We start from the raw sequence: 21,596 nt of genomic DNA on the forward strand, positions 1-21,596 counted from the left end.
ACCTCCTACCATATCGATACCCCTGATATTTTCTTCGATATCTTGTTTGCAATGATGATCAATAGCAATGCGACCAGCCCTTGTGCGAATCCAACGGCAGTGGCTAAGGAGTAACTGCCTTGTTGAATACCCGAGGAGAAGATAACGGTTGCGATAACATCGAAATTAATGAAGGCGTTCTGCATGCCGTAGACAAGCTCGAAGTTACTGGCGAACAACGTTCCGAGCGTAAACAGCAGCAGCAGAATCGTCGTTTGCTTCAGCCCCGGCAGCGTAATATGCAGATGCTGTTTGAACCGGTTGGCGCCGTCCATCTTAGCGGCTTCATAGAGATGCGGGTCGATCGATGTAATCGTTGCGAGATAGACGATCGTGCCCCAGCCCACTTCTTTCCAAACGCTCAGCAGAAGCAGCAAGGGAAGAAACAGACCTTGATTCGATAAGTACATTTCCCGCTCCGTATTCGGTCCGAGAACGGCAACCCGCAGATCGTTCAACGGTCCGTAGGAATCGAAGAAAGAGTAGCAGAGACCTACGACGGCGATCCAGGAAAGGAAGTGAGGCAGGTAAGTCAGCGTTTGAACACTTCTCTTGTACAAACCGTTCTTCAACTCATTTATCATGAGCGCCAGAATGATCGGCGCCGGGAATCCGACGATAATGGTAAGTGTGCTTAGCTTCAGCGTATTGATAATGGAACCCCACAACATAGGAATTTGGAAGATCTCCTTGAAATGAATCAATCCAACCCAATCGCTTTTCCATAATCCCGCGAACATATTGTAATCCTGGAAGGCTGACAATAACCCGGGCATCGGCAAGTAGGAAAATATGAATGTTAAAACGATGGATGGCAGCATTAGCAGGTAACCAAACAGATTCGTCTGAATGTTTTTTAGCAATTTGGCACGTACGGTTTTCTTCAACGGCACTTGAGTTGCAATCGTTTTCAACATATTCCCTCCTCTCTCATCGCTAGCTTTTCTCTGGTATGATTGAATTATAGAACGCTTTCATTATTCGAAATAGTAAATATTCGGATCACAATTAACGGAATCAGGATATCCTGATTGTAATAAAATGACCTTATCCCGATATGAACATCGGAATAAGGTCATGGGTGGTTACGCAGAAATTGATTTCACTACCATCTGATCGGCATTGTAATTGCCAGGTGTCGTTAGAATAACTTTCGTTCCTTGGCCGGGCTCGCTTTCAATTTCGAGGCCGTAGCCTTCCCCATAATACGTTTCCATTCGATTGCGGACATTCTTCATCCCGTAGCCGCTGTATTTGCCTTCTTCCGCACCTTCGAGTATGCGCTTGATCTTCTCAGGACCCATTCCAAGTCCATTGTCCGCAATTTCAAAGCGAATGTTTTCCGCATATCTGCTGACCCGAATCGTAATGCTGCCGCCTGTTTCTCGTCCGCTAATGCCGTGTAAGAACGCATTCTCCACAATTGGCTGGAGAAGATTCTTCAATACCAGCTGCTGACCGGTGTCATCTTCGATGTCGATGTCATAATCAAACTCGCTGCCATATGCGAACATCTGGAGGCGCAAATACTCGCGGATCATCTCCGTTTCCTGCTCGATCGTGATGATGCTGCTTCCTTTGTTCAGTGCAATTCGGTAGTACTTCACCATAGAATCCACGACCTCATGAACCTTCGGGTCGTTATAGATCCATCTGAATGTCGAGAGTGTATTGTAAAGAAAATGCGGATTGAACCGCTCTTGCAGCAGCTGCGTCTCCAGCACCGTTTTCTCCAACTCATAATCGGTGATTCTCCGATAATACTCCTTGATCCGCAACGTCAGCTCATAGAAAATACGTCCCATCTTCCCGAATTCATCCTCGGTTTCTTCGAAGGGCACAAAGCTGTCGCTGCTGATTAAGCTTTCGACATTCGTGTTCATTTTCCTAAAAAGCGCTTCGAGCTTCTTAGTCAGGAAATAAGAAACCATCTCAACGGTGACAAACAGGATGCCGATCAACAGAATGAAAATAATGAGCACCGTGATCAAGTAACCCTTTAACTCCTGAAGCACCAGTCTTTTCGGAACGTACATCGTGATATCGCCAATCCCTGGTTTCAGCTCTTTGTGGATGATGTAATAATCGTTATCCGGCTTTCCCTCTGGGATCGCTTCGATCCCCCCGCCTTTCACCCACTGTTTCTTCCCATCGGCTTCGTTAACGATGTAGCTGCCTGCCGGAATATCATAGGTGAAGAAGGCCGTAATTTGCTTAACCGGAATTTGCAGTTCAATAATGGCCAGAGGAGTGTCCAGCGACATAATCTTCTTGTAGCCGAACAGATACGTGTTTTCCTCTTCGCTGAATTGGGCTTTAATCGTCCGATATTTCCATAAAATCTGGGATTCATCATAATGCAGAATTTCATCTTTCAGACTCATACTTGCCGATTCTCGCACATTCTCCAGGTTCTGTATGCTTCTCAAGTAGTCCCCGTCATACTCGGTATCTTCAATCGAATAGATTTGAAAGTTAACGGTCGGATTATCAGACTTCATCGCAGCGATGACACTCTGCAAATAGTCGCTGAAATTCATAACCCCAACGAGATTTTGATCTGTCTTCGTATCTAAATAATTGAAAATATAGAAGTTATTATTAATAGCCATCAACTTATCCATGTTTGAGGACAGCAAGCTATTAATCCCGTTCACGCTGCTTGTCAGCTGAATATCGTTCTTGTTAATAATCTCTTGCTCCTTGGCACCCCACACTTTCTGGATCATCAGTGCGCCAAGAATAATCATAGGCAGAAAAGCGAAAACGAAGATGATCGCGGCGATTTTGTGTCGGTACGTCAGCTTCCCGATCATAAGACAACCTTACTCTTGTATTCTGCGGGCGTCATGCCAACGTTCTTCTTGAAGGCCAGGCAGAAATACGATGTATTCATGTAGCCGACTTCTTCGGCAACGGACGCCACCCTGCTATCCTTGTCCTTAAGCAGCTTCTTTGCCGCGTCGATTCGCACTTCGATGACATAGTCGAAGATGGTTTTGCCGATTTCCTTCTTGAACAGCGCATTCGCGTATCTGCCGCTTAAGTAGACCGACTTCGAGATATCCTCGATCGTGATCTGCTCGTGGTACTTCGACTTGACGATCTCCTTGATCGTGTCGACGACCTTCGTATTCTTACTCGTGTTCTTCTCGGATAAGCGATCGATAATGGTCATGAGCCATTGGTAGATTTTCTCGCTTACATTGATCGGCGTATCCGGCTGGCTGAATTGCTTCCAAACCAGCATATCGTCCTCGGCCAAATCGCGGAACGATTGATTCGCCTCCTGCAGAATGATCCGCGTAATATTCACGACCATGAAAGCAAAGTTCTTCACATAGTTGGCATCCTGCCGGGATACCCGGTCGCCTAAATATTTGTCGACGAACTCTCTGACATCTGTTGCCGTGCTGTAGATCATCAGGGTTTTCAAATCCTGATAGACCGCTTCGAGATTCGGCAGCTCCTCGAAAGGTACGTCCGTGCGGTCTTCGATTTCTTCAAAGGTAATAATCGGGTTGCTGCCGCTGTAGAACCGGGTATGAACCGCCTTCTGCGCCTGTTTATATAAGGTCGAGATTTGCGCGATCTCTCCGGAAACTTTACTGATTCCGGTAATGGCCGTGAGTTCCACTCTTCTGCTGATCTCCATACTGATCTCTACGGCTGTATTCATAACATTGTCGTCCTCATCGGCATCAAAGATAATGGCAGCATAATCCAAGGGGGAAAATTGAATCGGATAAATATAACGGTTGCCTGTACTCAAGGAGGTAATGCTTCTCTTGACGGAATAAGAGACGAAATACGCATCCGCCACGCCATGATCTACTGCCTTCTCTTCCGCTTCATGAAGCTGAATGGATAACACATGAATTCGGTCATGCGGCCTGACGGCAACTTTCAAGAACGCCATTCGTTTGACGATGTCGGCCTCATTGTGAAAATTACCGAGCAGCAGCTCCTTGAAGAACTGCTCTTGCACGAGCGGCAGCATCATTTCCAGCTGCTGCAGCATGCTCTCCTTCTCCATCGATTGCGAATGCTTGATATCGATATCATGGACGAGCTTCTTCACCGCCGTAACGAGCTCATCGGCGATGATCGGTTTGAGAACATAACCATAGATGCCTAAATCGACGGCTGACTTTGCGAATTCGAAATCACTGTGGCAGCTGATGAAGATGACTTTTATTTCAGGATAACGCTGATAGATCTGCTCGGATAACTGAACCCCGTTCATAACCGGCATCGCGATATCCGTTACGATCAGATGCGGCTTGAGTTCATCGATTCGCTCCAGCGCTTCCGCACCATTCGGGAAGGTTGCCACTACTTCAATGCCAAGCGATGCCCAATCAATATGATTTTTAAGACCATTGCGCTCGTACTTGTTGTCATCCACGATGAACATCCTATACATGCTAGTCCCCCTCAAAACCCTTTTCTAACTCTGTTACCATAAAAATATAGTGAAAGCGTTTTAATAGCAAGATTTATTTGGCGCGCTGAATTATGCTGTGGAACATCTGCCCGATTCAAGTTACAAGTTCCGTTGCAGCAAAAACTTGTCCCAATATGTGCCATCTGATCCTGCCCGCCGCGGTGTGCATCCTACTACGAACTCCCCCAACTAATCAATAAACAGAGCAAAGAACCCTTGATTTCTCAAGGGTTTTGCTCTCGTTATTGGAATGAAACTACCCCTTCACACCTGAGTACGCGACACCTTTCTCGATGTATTTCTGCGAGGTCATAAACACGACCAGCAGTGGAAGCATCGAGATGAAGGAGCTCGCCATGATCATATTTTGCTGGACGCCGCTCTGAGTCTGTAAATTGTTTAACGCCACGGTAAACGTCCAATTGATAGGCAAATTGTTCACGACGAGCGGCCATACGAATTCGTTCCACACCGGTATAAAAGTCATGACCGCCACGACCGTGAATACGGGTACGGAGAGCGGAATGACGATTTGAGTAAAGGTGCGAAATTCCGACGCGCCATCGACTCGGGCCGCTTGCATCAGCTCCCGAGACAGCTGATCAAAGAAGCCCTTGAACAGGAAAACAACGATGCCCCAAGCCGAGTGCGGCAAGATAACGGCCAGCAATGTATTCACTAAATGCAAGTCTTTCATCAGCAAATAGAGCGGCAGCAGAAGCGAAATATCCGGAATCATCATCGTCGCCAGAAAGAACATGATCCAGAATAATTGCCATCGCCTGCTTCTTATTAATTGCGACAACGTATAGCCGGCTAACCCGCCGAGAATAAGCTGCATGACCACACTTGCAAACGTAATAATCGCACTGTTCTTGAAATACTGGAAGAAGCCGAGCGAACCAGAGACGTCTTGGGCTAATTTATTCAGAGACAAGTAGCTGTCAAACACCCGCATATAGCTTGGCGATTCGGTAATGGCCGCAACACTGCCAGTCACGAACGTAGTAGAGTCGTAGAAATGACTGAATTTCGCAGAAATCGCATCAGCGGCAGAAGCGTGCGGAGAACCTACTCTGTCCAATGATGGTGCGGCCTTCTCCCCATCTCCATACCACGTAAAATCGGAGAGCTCCTTCTCCCGAATTATAGGCAGCTTCAAATTGATCATCTTTGCATTGAACATGGTGGATGGCGTCACATTCGGTTGGCCGACATGGAAGTTGGCGGATAAGGTACGAGATTTATAGAGGAGCTTACCGTCTCGGACTCCCGTGACACTCACTTCGCCAATATTTTCTCGGATATTCTTCATCCACGGGTACCAGGTCGCCATCATGGCTTCCTTCTCATAGAACAGTGCATCCTTCTGTTCAAATCCCGAATAATCTAAAGTAACCTTAATCGCCTGCGGGATGCTGGGCAGCCATCTAGGCGGGTAAGCTTGAATATCCGTCTCGTTCTTAAACGAAGAGAGCATCATCCAAAGAATCGGAACGATCGCCGAAATAGTGAAGAACAGCGTGACCGCATAAGCGGTGATCTTCAGCGATCTCTGTCCTCTCTCCGCAATGCGTGACGATTTCATCAGACGCCATCCCTTTCAGCTGAACATTTATATTGCACGAACGTAAGCAGCGCAATCAGCAGGAACATAAACAGAGACATGGCTCCGGAGATGCCAAATTTGGATTGCTGGAACGCCGTGTGTACAATCAGCATTGATACCACTGTTGTGCTGCCAGCAGGTCCGCCCTGCGTCATGACATAAATGTTGTCATAAGCCAGGAGAACGCCAGACATGAAGGAGACGAAATTGATAATGACAATGAATTTGATATTCGGCAGAAGCATCGTCCACAACCGCCTCCAAGGACCTGCACCGTCTACTTTTGCCGCTTCGAGCATTTCCACTGGGATGGAACGAATGGCAGAATAGTAAAGCAGAAGCGAGATGCCGCCGCTGGCAAAGAATCCGGGCAATACGATGGCAAGCTTCGTCATCTGCAAGTCACTCAGCCACAAATATGGGCCTAACCCGATCTTCGACAGCCAATAGTTAAGCAAGCCGTAATCCGGATTGTACATCCATTTCCAGACCAATACGCCTGCTACCAGAGGAACGATCGTTGGCAGCTGGTAGAGAAATCGGAAGAAACCGTTCGCCCTGCGAATCTCACTTAAGAATAATGCCTGCGCAATCGGCAGCCAGAAGGTCAACGCCATATACAGCAGGAAGAAAATAAACGTATTCTTGACGGCAAGCCAGAACGTCGACGTCCGCAGAAACTGAACATAGTTGTCCAAACCAATGAATCGACCCGGCGGATTCACGATGCTGTAATCGAAGAAGCTGATATAGATCATGTGAAGCAGCGGGTAATATTTGAATAACAAATAACAAACGACAGAAGGGAACAGGAATAACACCGGCATCCAGCGGATCGTTATTCTCATCTTCATAGGCAGATCCGCTCCCTCCCTGGGCATCAATCGATTTATGGGTTGAACCCAGCATTATAAGGGTCCGCAACTTCCTTCTGTGCCAGGTCTTGCGCTGCTTGCAGTTCTGTCTTCGGATCTGCACTCGAGTCTAGCAAGACCCTTTGAATGGCTTTCACCACATAAGGGCTAAGGCTGGATTTCAAGAAATATTCCACATGTGTTTCCTTTGCCGCATTCTGAACGCCAGTCACCAAATCCGGGGAAAGACCTTCTACATATTGCGTCACATCCACATCTGAGCGGACAGAAAGCAGGTTCGGGAACAGACCGTTATCCTTCGCATACTGGAGCTGCGATTCGATAACTTCTCTGGACGTTACATATGTCGCATAGGTGAATGCTGCCTGCTGTACTTCCTTGGAAGCCTTCGGATTAATGATCAAGTAGCTGCCGCCGACTTGTGAAGGGGATTTGCCTGACGGTCCTGCAGGAAGAGCGGCAAAGCCGATATCCGCAATGTCCATCCCTTTGGAAATCATGCTGCCGAACCAGTCCGAAGCGGCCACCGTCGTAGCGGCATGACCGGTGTAGAAGTCCTTCTGATTGTCATCAAGACTTTGGACGACGTTCTTCTGCGTCGCTTTATGCTTCCATTTCAGATCCTTGTAATATTGCATCGCTTGTATGGCGGCATTCGAGGTGAACGTCAACTTGACCGATCCATCCGGCTGCTGCACCGTTAAGTCGCCGCCGGCCTGCCACACATAGTACTCGAAGAACCAATCGGCCCAGTCCGTGCCGAGAATCGCATTGCCATAGATGCCTTTGGCAGGGTTGGTCAGCTTCGCGCTTGCTTCGGCAAACGAATCCCAGTCTCTAAGTGCAGCTGCAGGATCGAGGCCGGCTTCGCTGAACATTTTCTTGTTATACATCATTGCAGTTACATACATTGAGCTGGGTACGCCGTAGATTTGGCCGTCAACGGTTGCTGCATCCAGCGCGGAAGACAAGTACTTGTCTTTATCGGGATAAGCGTTCCACAGCTCCGTAATGTCCGCTGTTATGCCTTGCGCAATATACGGCGCCATATCCGGGTATGCATTGTAATAGACATCCGGCTGTTCGCCCCCGGCTACGGCTGTCATGAACTGTTCCCGCTCCTTGCCCTTGGTTTGCTCCACATGGTTGACTTGGATATATGGATATTTTGCTTCAAAAGCAGTAAATTGCTGCTCCCTCAGCGACTTGTCCGCATCATCCGCATGCGGCTTATCCCATACCGTAATTTCTACCATTTCGATATCCTCATTCGATGACGCAGAAGGAACTCCATTCGAGTTGGCTGCCGCATCGGTCGCATCGTTAAATTCGTTAGCCAAATTACCTGATCCGCATGAGGTAATCACAAGTGCAAATGCCACCAGTAAGGCGGAAATCGCGGTAACCTTTGAAGCCTGCTTCAATCTGGTTTCCCCCTCGATCATTGTGTACTTGACACTTCTAATTGTAGGTTCTCCATGATGAGAATTTAAGCGAATATCTTAGGCATCCATTATGAAAATGTTAAGCTATCCCGTTCCCGATACTGCTTCGGCGAGACGCCAAAATGTTTGCGAAAAACGCTGCCGAAATAAGCCGGGTCCTCGAATCCGACCCGTTCGGCAATCTGATGCACGAGCAGATCACTGTTCAGCAGCAGTGACGACGCCTCTCTCATGCGAATGGAGGTCAGGAACTCGATGAAGCTGCTGCCCGTCTTCTCTTTGAACCGCTTGGAGAAATAATTGGGGTGAATGAAGAAACGATCCGAGATGGACTGCAGGGATACCGCCTCCGCATAATGGGATTCGATATAGATTCGAACCGCTTCAATGGTGTCCTTCCCTGTCAGATCTGTATTTCTCGTCAAATGACCAATGATATTAGCCGCGGATCGTCTCATATGTGCCAACATTTCACTCCAATGCGACGCCTCTTGCAGCCATTGCAGCAGGTCCTCTGTTTCCCCGATTGTCCACTCCGAATCAATGGCATTGGCAAGCACCTCTTTGTGAAACAACAGATGAAGGTCCATGCAGAACCATTCCAGATGGATATACGAAGAATCGGCATCCTGGACGATGGCCCCAACACGCCTGTCCATCCAGCGGTATAGTTTCTCGACATCCCAATCTTTCAGCCACTGGCCTACGAGCTGCTTATCTTCCTCGCCAATAATGGATTTGCGGATTTGCCCCTTCGGTCTTGCTGCGTCATACACATAGATTCGCCTTCTGCCGTGAATGACAGCGTCACGAATGAGCAGCTTAGCCTCGCGGTACGACTCCTGCACTTTCTCAATCAGATCCACTTGAGGTCCAATGCCAACCGTAAGCTCAAGCTTCATAAACTTGCGAATGCCCTGAAGAATTTCCTGCATCGCTCCTGCAGCGGTCGTGCGTTCAGTCGCCATGCTAGTGCCAAGCACATAAACCAGCTCATTGCGTTGAAGCGCATGCTGAAATAATGTCCCGTAAACACCGCAGCGTTCGAAATTGTCCGTAATAATGTTCTTGAGGGCGTACCAGAGCAGATTCTCTTCCCCTTCGGCGAAAGACAGATGCGGCAGCACAAAAGGCTCGAACACGAATACTACAGTGGCAAAATGAGAGCAATCCCCTCTTAGCTCAGCAATCGTTTCCGCATCGAGCGAACGCTCGCCATGCCCAATGAACTGCGTCAGTGCCTGCTGCCTTGCCGTCTCTTTACTTGACTTCTCCAGCAGCTTCAACTCGGAGAAAGACTTCTGCCGTCTGTCCTCTTCTTCCAGCTTGTTCAGCATCTCGGTCATCGCCTCGACTAATTCTTCATCTTCAGCAGGCTTGAGTAAATAATGGCTGACTCCATAACGAATCGCTGATTTGGCATATTCAAACTCGTCATAGCCGCTTAATATAATAAACTCGAGCTTCGAGTCAAGCGCCTTCGCTTGCCGGATTAAATCCAGTCCGCTGAGCTCCGGCATTTGAATATCGGTGAGGACCAAATCCGGCTTCAAGGTACGAATTAGCGCCAAGCCGGAAATGCCGTCTCCGGCTTCACCGACAACTGTAACCGGCAAACCGGATTGATTGATTTTATAAATAATGCCCTGCCGAATAATCGGTTCGTCGTCAATCACGATAATCTTCAAAGTCATTCCCTCCTTCGGGCAATGTCGAGTGTATGGTCAGGATGAAAGACGTGCCGAGCTCCTTGCTGCTCTCGAATGCAATGCCATATTGGTCCCCGTACAGAAGCCGGATCCGGTTATGCACGTTCATTAACCCGACGGACGAGTGCTCTGAATCGGCTTCGGTGCTTCTAGCGTCTGATGCCAGCAGCTCCAGCAGCTCCCTTTGCTTGTCATCGCTCATCGGTTCGCCGGTGTTCCACACTTTAATCTGAATGCGTTCCCGATCCTCGCTTGATGCCTCGATTCGAAGAGTCCCGCCTTCAATTCGCTTACTGATGCCATGCAAGATGCTGTTCTCGACCAAAGGCTGAAAGAGCAGCTTCGGAATCGGAACCTCTTCAAGACCTTCCTGCAAATAGACCGAATAGGCCAAGCGGCTGTCAAAACGAATCTTCTGAATCGACAAGTACAATCGGATTTGCTCCATCTCGGCTGCTAACGTTGAAATATCGTTACCGCTGATGTTATAACGAAACATTTTCGCAAGTGATCTGGTGATTAAGGAGATTCGAGGATCGCCGCCCATACTGGATAAGCTGTCGATGACGCCGAAGGTGTTATAGAGAAAATGCGGGTTGATCTGCGACTGCAGCGACTTGATCTCTGCATTTTTCTTCACGAGTTCCGTCTCGTACACCTTCATAATAAGCCGTTTGATTTCTTTGGCCATCCGATTAAATGATCCGCTTAAATAGCCAACCTCATCGATTCCTCGTATTGGAATACTGACATCGTAATTGCCGAACTCAATCGATTTCATTCCTTTGCTGAGCTCCTTCAGCGGTGTCACCGTCCTCGATGAGAAAATACTCGCGAGTACCATCGAGACAAGTAGACTTAGAGCAACAAGGAGAGCCATCCGCTTCGTAAAATCACTGACAGGCTTTAACAGCAGCTTATTCGGAGCAAGGGAGACCAGCACCCATTCCGTGCCGGGCAGCTTCTTATAAACGACGAGATTGGTTCCCTCGTGGTCGTTCATGTAGAAATGACCGCTGTTCTTCTTCCCTTGAATCACTTGCATATGCTCAGCCGTAAGCCCGATCGGCGGTTCATTCTTCGCTAACGATTGAATAACGGCGCCATCCAATTGACGAAGCACATACGATCTCGTCCCATAACTGCCCTCTGTATTCTGCAGCCAGGCTTCCAGCTCCGGTTTGGACAACCCATACATCATGACGCCAATAATCGGTCCCGGAGAGTTAATTGAAATGCTCTTAATCGCCTGCACGAACGTAACGGTCTTCACAACCGCATCTTCAGACTTGTCGTACATTTCCGATTGCACCCAAGCCCCTTTTCCGGAGAGCTTAATCGCGATATCGGTCAGCCTTGCCTGCTCGGTATCGGTAACGTCGTTCGAGGATGGGCCTGATCGTATGCCGAAACCCTCCAATTGGTTCACGTAGATGTACGAAATGATTGGATTATCATTAACAAACTTCATAAACTTGCTGTTGTAATAACTAAGTGAATCCGGATCCTGACCCATTTGACTAACAAATTGCTGAAAGTTCGTGTCGCCAAAATAGTTCCAAGCAAAGCTCTTCACATTGTTCATATAAGAAGATAGCGTGGCGGATGACTGCTGCGTAAGCAATTCCGTCGTCTCGATTGACTGACGCTTGAGGTCGCTGGCTGTCCGGAAATAGACATCCATGACGAGAAAGGACACCGTAAGCACGATGATAAATAGATAGGAGATTAGTATTTTACGGTAGATGGATCGTTGAAAATAGCGAATGATTGCGTGTAGAAATGTTGGCGCTTTCACAAATGCCCTCCTCCATGCTTCAAGCGGCAAGACGACGTGCTTCAAACCTCACACAATATGAACTTATTATAATAGATTTAGGTAATAAAGGAATTAAATTCAATCAAAAAGAGGCTGTCCCTCATTATCACCGTTTCCGATGAGAACGAGAGACAACCTCTAGTTCGGGAAGAAATTACATCATGCTCAGCTGCCGATTAGGAAAGAAACAGATTGTAAACGAAGACCGCTGCTTGCGCGCGAGTCGCCAGCGCTTTAGGCGATAGCTGTCCATTATTGCCTTGGATGAAGCCGGCCGCAACTAAGCGTGCCATGCTTTCCTTCGCGTAGGCAGCAATTTGATTCACGTCTTTCATGCCGTTCAAGAGTGCTTCCCCATCTGCTGCGGCAGGTTGTTGGCCCGCGATCTCGAGCGCTCGATCAGCCATTACGGCCATGTTCTCACGCGTCAAGAATCCATCCGGATTGAAGAGGTTAGCTCCTGTCCCTTGCACGATGCCAAGACTTCTGGCGATAAGGATCGACTCTGCATTAGTATCATCTTTGGACACATCGGCGAACTGTTCGCCCGGTGCGTCCGGTGCGGCGGATAAGGAGAGCGCCTTGACGAGCATTGCAGCAAATTGGCCCCGAGTTACGCTTGCTGCAGGGCTGAATCTACCATCTTCACTCTCCGTTACGATACCTCTTGCCGCCAGCGCGTTAATTTGCTTGTTCGCCCAACTTAAGGATGCTATGTCCGTGAACGCTGGTTTCACATAAGCAGCTGCGTACAAGCTGAAATGCGTTGTTGTAAATGTAACGGTGCCTGCTATCGTATCGTATTTGCCATTTGGCACCGAATGAAGGGCTCCATCGCCATCGATATACCATACGACGATTTGCTCCGGATTCTGCAGCTCTTCCGCCGTTAACGTATAAGGAATCGAAACCGTCACGGCTGCAGCAGGATTATTCCAGGCGACCGTCTTGCTGCCTGACTGCATTTCAAGAGAAATGACCGGATGGGCACCGATCGATTCACGGTTTTGTTCCGACAGGTCTGCTGTATCCACTTGCTTAATCTGAATGGTCACTTCAGCTGTTGTCAACTCACTCGACTCGAACATGTTTCCGGGAAGCGTGACCGTTCCCTTATCCGTTTGAATGTGAGTTTGAACTTCTGATGTACCGTTTACCGACTTGGCTGGCAGTGTTAGTGCGTAGTTCCGCAGGTCGCCTTTGCCTTTCAGATTAATGATAAGAGCGGATTCGCCATCTTTATCGGCGGCAAGTGCTTTATCCCAATCCGATACACTGATCGCAGCTGTCAACGAGCGCGTTGAGAAGTTCACATTCGTGGTTGGAACTACAATGACGGCTCCATTCTCTTGCGTGATCGTTGTGGAAGGCAGCCAGATTGGACCTGTGCTTGGATCCGGATCGGGATCCGTTCCTGGTGTCGTGCTGCCTGCTATCAATGCCACTTCGTTATACACCTTGGTATCCGCCCAATAAGGCAAGTTCTTATCGACCCAGCTGATGTAATTATCTCGATGGCCGTCACCGTTCTCGTCATCATTCGCACTTGCGTTGAAGCCAATGATCCGGCCAACCTCAGGCGTAAGCGCTGTAAACGGAACGGCGAACTCCGCGATGTAACCATTCTCCGTCTTAACAACAGCGTGCTGAATGCCCGCAAGATCAAGCTCGGATGCGGAGGAAACCGCGTTGTCCAGATCGACGCGCAGCTGATAATCCCCCGTCGTGCGTGCGCCGTTCCGCGAATTCAGCTCATCCATCCATACCTCGACGGAATCGTTATTCTCGTTGGTTGCAGCAGCCCAAGGTGTGCTATCCGTCATGTTGAACAAATAATAGAAGGCATGTTCATCCCAAGCAATTTGCGCTGTACCCGTTGTTCCATTTGCTGTGCTGCTCATTTGGAGCGGCGTAGATTCCGCCCACAGTTCATCAACTGTACCGTCGATGGCCGGTTTGCCTTTAACAGCCTTCGGCAGTCGACTTGCAGGTACATCGTCAAGCGCCACATCATTGTAAACCTTGGTATCCGCCCAATATGGCAGGTTCTTATCTACCCAGCTGATGTAGTTATCCCGGTGTCCGTCACCGTCTTCATCGTCATTCGCACTCGCATTAAAGCCGATGATGCTGCCGATCTGCGGTGATAATGCCGTGAACGGAACGGCGATTTCTACATTGTAGCCATCCGTTGTTTGTTTAACGGCATGGTCGATACCGTTCAAATCAAGATCGGCCGCAGACGTAATTGTGTTCTCCACATCGACGCGCAGTTGGTAATCGCCGATTGTGCGTGCGCCGTTTCTTGTGCTCAGCTCATCAACCCACACCTCGACGGAGTCGTTATTCTCATTGGTCGCTTCCGCAAACGGGGTGCTGTCTTTCATTTCAAACAAGTAATAGAGCGCGTCCTCGTCCCAAGCAATCTTTGCTTTGCCTGTCGTGCCTTGAGGCGTATCGCTCATTTGAAGCGAGCTTGAATAGGTCCACAATCCATCGATCTCGCCGTCAATTGCCGGCTTGCCTTTAATCGCTTTAGGCAGCTTGCTGGCAGGCGTATCGATCAATTCAACTTCGTTATATACTTTGGTGTCTGCCCAGTAAGGCAAATTCTTATCTACCCAGCTGATGTAATTATTGCGCAGTCCATCGCCGTCCTCATCATCGTTCGCACTGGCATTAAAGCCGATCACGCTTCCGACTTCCGGCGTCAGTGCTGCAAACGGCACTGCAAACTCTGCGATATAACCGCCTTCGATCTGCACAACAGCATGATCTACTTTCGAGAGGTCCGTGCCGCTCGCCGAGGATAATACATCTTTGATATCGAGACGCATTTGGTAATCGCCTGTTGTGCGTGCGCCGTTCTTACTGTTGAGTTCATCGACCCACACTTCAACCGAATCGTTCTTCTCATCCACCGCATTGGCAAATGGCGTCGTATCTGTCATTTCAAATAAATAGTAGATCGCATCCTCATCCCATGCAATCTTCGCCGTACCTGTTGTGCCTTTATCGGTATCGCTCATTTGGAGCTTGGTGGAGTACCGCCACAGCTTGTCGACCTGACCATCAATAACCGGCTTGCCCTTCACGGCAACGTAGTCACTTTGCGGACCGCCGTCACCAGGACCTTCATTCTCCATGTCGCTTATTACGTTCGCACCGGTTGCTTGATTGGAGAATGCCGCTTTCCCGGATTCGATAACGGTATTGCCAGCGAAGCGCAATGAACCGATAACGGTTTTGACAATATTGATGCCGTAGCCCTTCGGCTTCTCGATCACGTTATTGTTAAATGCGACGTCATCAATTTCAGCCGTGCCGACAATTAAGATACCGGTGTCATTGGATCCAAAGAGCGTGTTGTTCTGGGCGGTTACATTTTGCATGGAAGGCTGTTTGTTCGTTGCTTGTACCCGAATGCCGCCCTTCTCCGGAACAGAGCCATTCGTGCTGTCGTTTACGATTGTGTTGCCCTTCACGACCGTATCTTTCACGGTATAGGTCTGATAATTGCCTTCGGATGCCAGGTAAATCCCTGCACCGCCATTGGAAGAAATACGATTGTTCTCAACGTTCATGACTTCGCCGCCTGAGATCGTAATCCCGCGTGCGAGGCCGCCTGCTACATCGTTATGGCGAATGGTAACATTCTTGACCCAGCTTCCGAACTTCTCGTAGGAAACGATTGCGATTTGATCATCGCCATTATCGCGGGCAATGTTGTTCTCAATGACAATGTCATGAGACAGGCCGGTAATATGAATGCCGTCCGCGAGTGTATTGATAACCGTGTTCCCGCTTATGACGCCATTTGAACCGAAGTTGATGATACCCGCAGAAGATGCGCCATCAATAACCGTATCCTTTATGCTGTAATTGTTCGCGTTCGGGTCCACATAGATCCGCGCGGACACATCCGTGGACAGCCGCAGCGTAGCCGTTACAGTCGTCAGCTTGATATGGCTCACATCAGCCCCCTCACCTGTAAGCTGAAGACATTGTTCTGCCAGATTCGTGCTGTGAAGCGTGGAACTCGGACCTGTACCCATCAAATCCACGCCATCGAGTACGATGATCGAGCTGTAAATGAATGCACCTGCCGGAACGAAGACGATCTTCCCTTCTTCTTTAGCCTGTGCAATACATGCCTTAATGGCGTCCGTATCATCGATGGAATCATTCGGTATTGCGCCGCATGCTTCAATGCTTAATGCATTCTCAGGCATCGGTACCGTGCCGTCAATCAGCGTGATCGGAGCAAACCCCAGCTGTTCCAGTGCCACGCCGCCTGTCGGCGAACTTACACGCAGCGTCTGGATGCCGGCAGGCAGTATAACGTTTGCCGTTACCGTTTGCCAGGAGTCTGCACCGCCTGTGTTCGGCACATTAACGGCAGCTAACTCATCGCCATAGGCGTTATACAGCTTAAGCTGCTTCGCTTCCTCTGCACTGGCAACTCGGAAGGAAACTTCATAGGTGCCGGCAGAAGCGGCATGGATGTATGGGAAATCGACCCAGTCACCTTCATGTCCGAAGGTCACAGCCTGTCCATTCTCCGTATCCGAGGAAGTCGACTTCTCAGCGCCTCTTGCAACACGGAAGCTTTCCGCTTCTAAAGTACCCGGAATATTCGAAAGTGGCGTTGGTTCAATTGAAGGAAGCGTTGGACCTTCAGGCTCTTCAGGCGTAGGCTCAGACAAATAAGTAATGTCCAACCAGTCTATATTAAAGCCCGCGCTGAGGACAAAGACCCGCAGCTTCTGAGCTCCTGCCGTCAGATTGACATCTGCGCTGACCGTGGTCCAATTAAACCAGCCATCAGGCGCTTCACCCCTATTGGGAATATTCACAGTTGCTTTCACATCGCCTGCCGAATTTTGGATTTGCAGCTTTGACGTGTCTAGTGGACTCGCTACCCGCATTTCAATATGATAGCGTCCGTCTTGCTCTACGTTCAGATCGTAGTCCATCCAGTCGCCGGCATCCGTCCAGCCGATGTAAGTCTCATCCGGTACATTAGGAATCGCCTCTGTTTGAATTCCGCTCATTTGCGCATAATCTTCGATTTCGATTTTCCCCGGCACGTTGAAGGCCTCATCTGCATAAGCCCTCGCATTCGTGCCAATTACCGTGGTCAACAAACCAATCAGCAGCGTCATACTTAGCAGTACGGGCAATGCTTTCCTTCTTACTGACATGTTTGATACCCTCCTAATTCGGATTACAGCTGAACCCTGTATTTGGAATCTATGATCGCTCCCCGCTCCGCCTCAGCGGCAAAGCGGAGAGCGTTATTCCCATCCTTAGAAGCCTGTATTTCCGTTCAACACAATCGTGCCCGCCAGGAACGTCGTCGCTGCGCCAGCAGAATTCGTAACAGTATTGGTATTGAAAGTAATCGTGCCGATGTACCCTCCGCCCCATACGCCGATCCCGCCGCTTGCAGCATTTTTGATGATGTTGTCAGTAAACGTTACGGAATTCAGATTGCCTTGTGAGCAATACACGAGCACATTCGGATGACCGTTTGCGGTGCGCAGACCGGTGTGATCAATCGTGTTGCGGTTGAGCGTAATGCGGTCTACATCGGCCGTATTCCATTCCGCCTCAACGGAAATATAAATACCCGCCATTTCGGTGTTATTGATCAGATTATCTTCGATCAGAACATCTGCGCCGCCAACTACGGATATCCCTCGAGCCTGGGAGTTGTAGCCGACATCATTGTTTTTGATCGTAATGTCATGATCTCGCGGACCATCCGGCGTGTAACTGACCACCGCGATACAGTCGTCACCTACACCTTTCACCAGATTGGATTCCACCGTAATGAAGGAAGCGCCGTTCGTCATATGGATGCCATCGGCATTCGTATTCTCAACCGTGCTGTTCTTTATCGTGCCATTAGAGCCGCCGCGAACCAGAATGCCTGCTGTACTGGCTGTATAGACCCAAATGTTATCGATTGTAAAATGCGTAGCGCCTCGGAGCGTGAAGCTATTCTTCGTGTCGTTGCCATCGCCACGCGGAACAACAGTCGCATAAACATGCTTGAAGTTGCTGATCGTGACATTGTCGCCTTTGACATCGATCGAGCCGCGATTCGGGTTCGTAGAGGTCAACGTCGTTAGGGTTTTACCCGCACCGTTCACACTGACACCGTCAAAGGTAATGATGTCGCTGAGATTGAAATTACCTGCCGGAATCGAGAGCACTCTTCCGAATACTTTCGCCTGCGCCGCGCATGCATTGAATGCAGCCAGATCATCAGTTGCATCATTGGCTGTGGCACCGCATGTTGTGACGGAGATCGGGCCAGCTGGAGGAGGAGTCAAATAAGCAAAATCAATCCAATCGATGTTCCAGCCTTCCGTCAAGCTATGGATCCGGAGCGTTTGATTGCCCGATGCTAAATTCAGCGTAACGGAAATCGTCGTCCAAGCTTCCCATCCACCTGTATTGTTGAACGTCATTGTCGCTAGTGCCGTGCCTGCGGAATTGCGAAGCTCGAATTTCCGTTGGTCGCTTGGAGCGGCAACACGGAATGTAATATTGTAATAACCTGCGGTTTGGACATTGAGATTGTACTCCATCCAATTGCCAGCCAGCGTGTTGCCGACATATACATCACCGACACTCGAAGTGAACAGTCCAACCCCGTTCTTCGCGCTGTAGCTTTCGGCTTGGATTTTGGCAGGGACGTTCTGCGCGCCTGTTCCGGTCGTAATCGTGTAGGTTGCACTCGCTACAGCTGAATTCGTCATGCCCGACTTGATCGCGATCGCTTTGATCGTCTGTGTCGAGGCGACATTAATGGCTGTGCTGTACAGCGACGAGCTTGCTGTCGGCGTACTGCCGTCCGTCGTGTAACGAATGGCTGCGCCTGATGTTGTCGTGGATAGCGTTACTGACTGCGCGGATGTATAGGAGCCGCCGGCTGGAGTGAAAGTTGGCGTTGCCACGGTTGCCGGAGGTGTAATCGTGTAGGTTGCACTCGCTACAGCTGAATTCGTCATGCCTGACTTGATCGCGATCGCTTTGATCGTCTGCGTCGAGGCTACGCTAATGGCTGCGCTGTAAAGCGTCGAGCTTGCTGTGGGCGTACTGCCGTCTGTCGTGTAACGAATGGCTGCGCCTGATGTTGTCGTGGATAGCGTTACTGACTGCGCGGATGTATAGGAGCCGCCGGCTGGAGAGAATGTTGGTGTTGCCACAGTTGCCGGAGGTGTGATCGTGTAGGTTGCACTCGCTACAGCTGAATTCGTCATGCCCGACTTGATTGCGATCGCTTTGATCGTCTGCGTCGAGGCGACGTTAATGGCTGCGCTGTACAACGTCGAACTTGCTGTCGGCGTACTGCCGTCTGTCGTGTAGCGAATGGTTGCGCCTGATGTTGCCGTAGATAGCGTTACTGACTGCGCGGATGTATAGGAGCCGCCGGCTGGAGTGAAAGTTGGCGTTGCCACAGTTGCCGGTGTACCGCTGTCTGCCCAGACTTCCAATTCTCCGATGCTTATGTAGTGAGCTAGTCCGCCGGTCGTACCGTAAATTCGAATCCCGTCCGCTACGACATTATTCAGCGTAAACGTGTACGTCTCATAAGATTGACCGAAAGCAGACTGAGAGTTGGAATTCGGATAAGAAGGACTAACCGTCGACGCTGCATCGACCCAGCTTCCGCTTTGCCTGACCTGAATTTTCAGAGTGCCGTTCGCATACCAGCCTCCATTCGAATTGTGCAAACCTTCTTGAAACACTACCTGTGCGAAGGTTTGGTTCGAGCTGAAGGTGTACCCATAATATTGGTCGCTTGTGCCGCAGCAGCTGAACGTATCATACTGCTTGGATGCATCGCCGCTTCCAACAGCCGGCTTTACACCGTCACGGATTACATTAATGTCATGATTGCCTCCGCCGGAGGGATTCGTAACACTCGCGATAACTGTTCCAAGACTGGCAATATTCGATGCAGCTGCATAAGCTTTATTCGGACTTCCGACTGCGAAGAGACTTAGCAATAAGGTGACGCAAAGAATGACAGATAAACCTTGTCTTACGAGGGCTTGTTTGGACATAGACACAATTATTCCTCCCTTATGGTACTACGGCTTCAAACCTTGAAAGCGGTTACCATTTCGGTTGCATGACATTACATGAGCATCCCCCTATCTAACGCAACGTGAGTTGCACGTTTCAACCATGCACACTATGTCTAATCGTAGATGAATTCCCTAAATATGTATTGTGAAAATCTTAATCTCTTACCCAGAAAAAATAGCTATTCTCTCTTCCACAGTTGGTTTGGTCGAACAAAAAAACGCCTGGGTTTCCACCCAAGCGTTCCAGATTTAACGAACTATTGAACCTCGCTGCTAGCCAAGCCGTCTGCCAATTTCCCAATGATGGCCAAACGGATCTATCAGACGCCCGATACGCCAGCCATGGCCTTCATTGACAGGTACCACACTCGTTGCACCGGCCGTAATCGCTTGATCAAACAACGAATCCGGATTTGCCACGGTTAGAATCATCCGAACGGAGCCTGGCACATCCGGTTTCGGACTCGATTCCGGGTCTTCTTGTATCCAGAAGCCCGCTCCTTGAACCGACAGTTCTGCCAGAACGGGCTTACCTTCTTCTTCTTCCAGCCTGTAGAGCTCGGTCGCGCCGAAAGCTTCCTTGTAGAAGGTTAATGCCTCTGCTGCACTGCGAACTGAAATCCATGGCGCAATTGATGTCATTCTATGACCCTCCTAAGTGGTTCAGTATTAAACGAGTGCTTTCCAGTAAACCCATGCTTCCAAGTATGCCGGCAAATCATGCGGATGGTGAATTAAGCATACTCCGATTCGGTAATACAGACCGACTAGGACCTCATTGATTAGCTCTGATCGATCCAGCGGCTCATGCGCAAGAAGTTCAAATGCAGGCAGCATTGTTTCCATGTACAAGTCGTCCGGTGACGAAACGAAAGCGAAGATGAAATCATGTAGCAGCGGTCCAGCCATCGGCGTTGGGTCAATGACACCTGCCAACTGCTGATCACGAAACACGAAGTTATGAACACCGCAGTCGCCATGAAGCCAATAATGAGGACGTCCTTCCCTGCACGCGAGCAGTCTCCCAGCAATCGAACTGACCAGCTCATAGTCTGCTTCCGGAAGCAAACTTCCGATCTCGTTTTTTGCAAAATCCAAACCACCTAGCATATGATCCTCACATACTATAGATAGATCCAATTGTTCCACAGTACGGTAATGATTCAAGAGGTCTACAGTCAACCGAGGCATCCATTCCCTCTTCAAGCCACGCTCATCACCTGTTGTACCGGGAACAAATGTATAGACGATATAGGAGTAATCCAACGCCGTAAAATGCACCTTCGGCAGCAGCGGACTATCGGCATATTCATGCAGAAACTGCGCAACCTCAGCCGTATACTCCGCCTCTTCCAGCTTAAGCACATAGCGAGGAAACTCGTCCACCATCAAGATATAAACGCGGCCTTCTGTCGTGCCATTCATCTGATGCATAAGCTTCGAATCCGAATCAATGATTTGCTTATCTGCGAGCTCTCGAATGATTTCGTTGATGTCTGAATTTGTGATCATGCCTGCTTCCACCTCTATCGTGCGCTTCATTCATTT

12 protein-coding genes are annotated in these 21,596 nt (G+C 49.2%); all 12 read right to left on the reverse strand.

Annotated elements, in window-relative coordinates:
* Nucleotides 1–5 precede the first annotated feature (5 nt).
* A complete protein-coding gene (locus AC506A_RS10265) occupies nucleotides 6–956 on the reverse strand; it encodes an ABC transporter permease (protein WP_495460824.1) in 951 nt (316 codons plus the stop codon).
* Between the two features lie 168 nt (nucleotides 957–1,124).
* On the reverse strand, nucleotides 1,125–2,855 hold the full coding sequence (locus AC506A_RS10270) for a sensor histidine kinase (RefSeq protein WP_495460825.1): 1,731 nt from the start codon (nucleotides 2,853–2,855) through the stop codon (nucleotides 1,125–1,127).
* The gene (locus AC506A_RS10275; RefSeq protein WP_495460826.1) at nucleotides 2,852–4,465 is read right to left on the reverse strand and encodes a response regulator transcription factor; all 1,614 of its coding nucleotides are present in this window, start codon (nucleotides 4,463–4,465) and stop codon (nucleotides 2,852–2,854) included. Before AC506A_RS10275 ends, AC506A_RS10270 begins: the two co-directional genes overlap by 4 nt.
* A gap of 277 nt (nucleotides 4,466–4,742) precedes the next feature.
* Nucleotides 4,743–6,074, reverse strand: coding sequence for a carbohydrate ABC transporter permease (locus AC506A_RS10280; RefSeq protein ID WP_495460827.1), 1,332 nt, complete (start codon nucleotides 6,072–6,074; stop codon nucleotides 4,743–4,745).
* Complete coding sequence (locus tag AC506A_RS10285) at nucleotides 6,074–6,949, reverse strand: carbohydrate ABC transporter permease (RefSeq protein ID WP_495460828.1); 876 nt, start codon at nucleotides 6,947–6,949, stop codon at nucleotides 6,074–6,076. The genes AC506A_RS10280 and AC506A_RS10285 overlap by 1 nt, the downstream gene beginning before the upstream one ends.
* 35 nt (nucleotides 6,950–6,984) lie before the next feature.
* Nucleotides 6,985–8,394 carry an extracellular solute-binding protein gene (locus tag AC506A_RS10290; protein WP_495460829.1) on the reverse strand — a complete coding sequence of 470 codons (1,410 nt, stop codon included), beginning with the start codon at nucleotides 8,392–8,394 and terminating at the stop codon, nucleotides 6,985–6,987.
* A gap of 89 nt (nucleotides 8,395–8,483) precedes the next feature.
* Complete coding sequence (locus tag AC506A_RS10295; RefSeq protein WP_495460830.1) at nucleotides 8,484–10,103, reverse strand: response regulator; 1,620 nt, start codon at nucleotides 10,101–10,103, stop codon at nucleotides 8,484–8,486.
* The gene (locus AC506A_RS10300; RefSeq protein WP_495460831.1) at nucleotides 10,084–11,922 is read right to left on the reverse strand and encodes a cache domain-containing sensor histidine kinase; all 1,839 of its coding nucleotides are present in this window, start codon (nucleotides 11,920–11,922) and stop codon (nucleotides 10,084–10,086) included. The genes AC506A_RS10295 and AC506A_RS10300 overlap by 20 nt, the downstream gene beginning before the upstream one ends.
* 197 nt (nucleotides 11,923–12,119) lie before the next feature.
* The gene (locus AC506A_RS10305) at nucleotides 12,120–17,147 is read right to left on the reverse strand and encodes a sugar-binding protein (RefSeq protein ID WP_495460832.1); all 5,028 of its coding nucleotides are present in this window, start codon (nucleotides 17,145–17,147) and stop codon (nucleotides 12,120–12,122) included.
* A gap of 105 nt (nucleotides 17,148–17,252) precedes the next feature.
* A complete protein-coding gene (locus AC506A_RS10310; RefSeq protein WP_495460833.1) occupies nucleotides 17,253–20,024 on the reverse strand; it encodes a chitobiase/beta-hexosaminidase C-terminal domain-containing protein in 2,772 nt (923 codons plus the stop codon).
* A gap of 297 nt (nucleotides 20,025–20,321) precedes the next feature.
* On the reverse strand, nucleotides 20,322–20,690 hold the full coding sequence (locus tag AC506A_RS10315) for a VOC family protein (protein ID WP_495460834.1): 369 nt from the start codon (nucleotides 20,688–20,690) through the stop codon (nucleotides 20,322–20,324).
* 27 nt (nucleotides 20,691–20,717) lie between these two features.
* On the reverse strand, nucleotides 20,718–21,560 hold the full coding sequence (locus tag AC506A_RS10320; RefSeq protein WP_495460835.1) for a phosphotransferase: 843 nt from the start codon (nucleotides 21,558–21,560) through the stop codon (nucleotides 20,718–20,720).
* Nucleotides 21,561–21,596 lie beyond the last annotated feature (36 nt).

The sequence above is a fragment of the Paenibacillus sp. N22P23 genome (assembly GCF_059383735.1).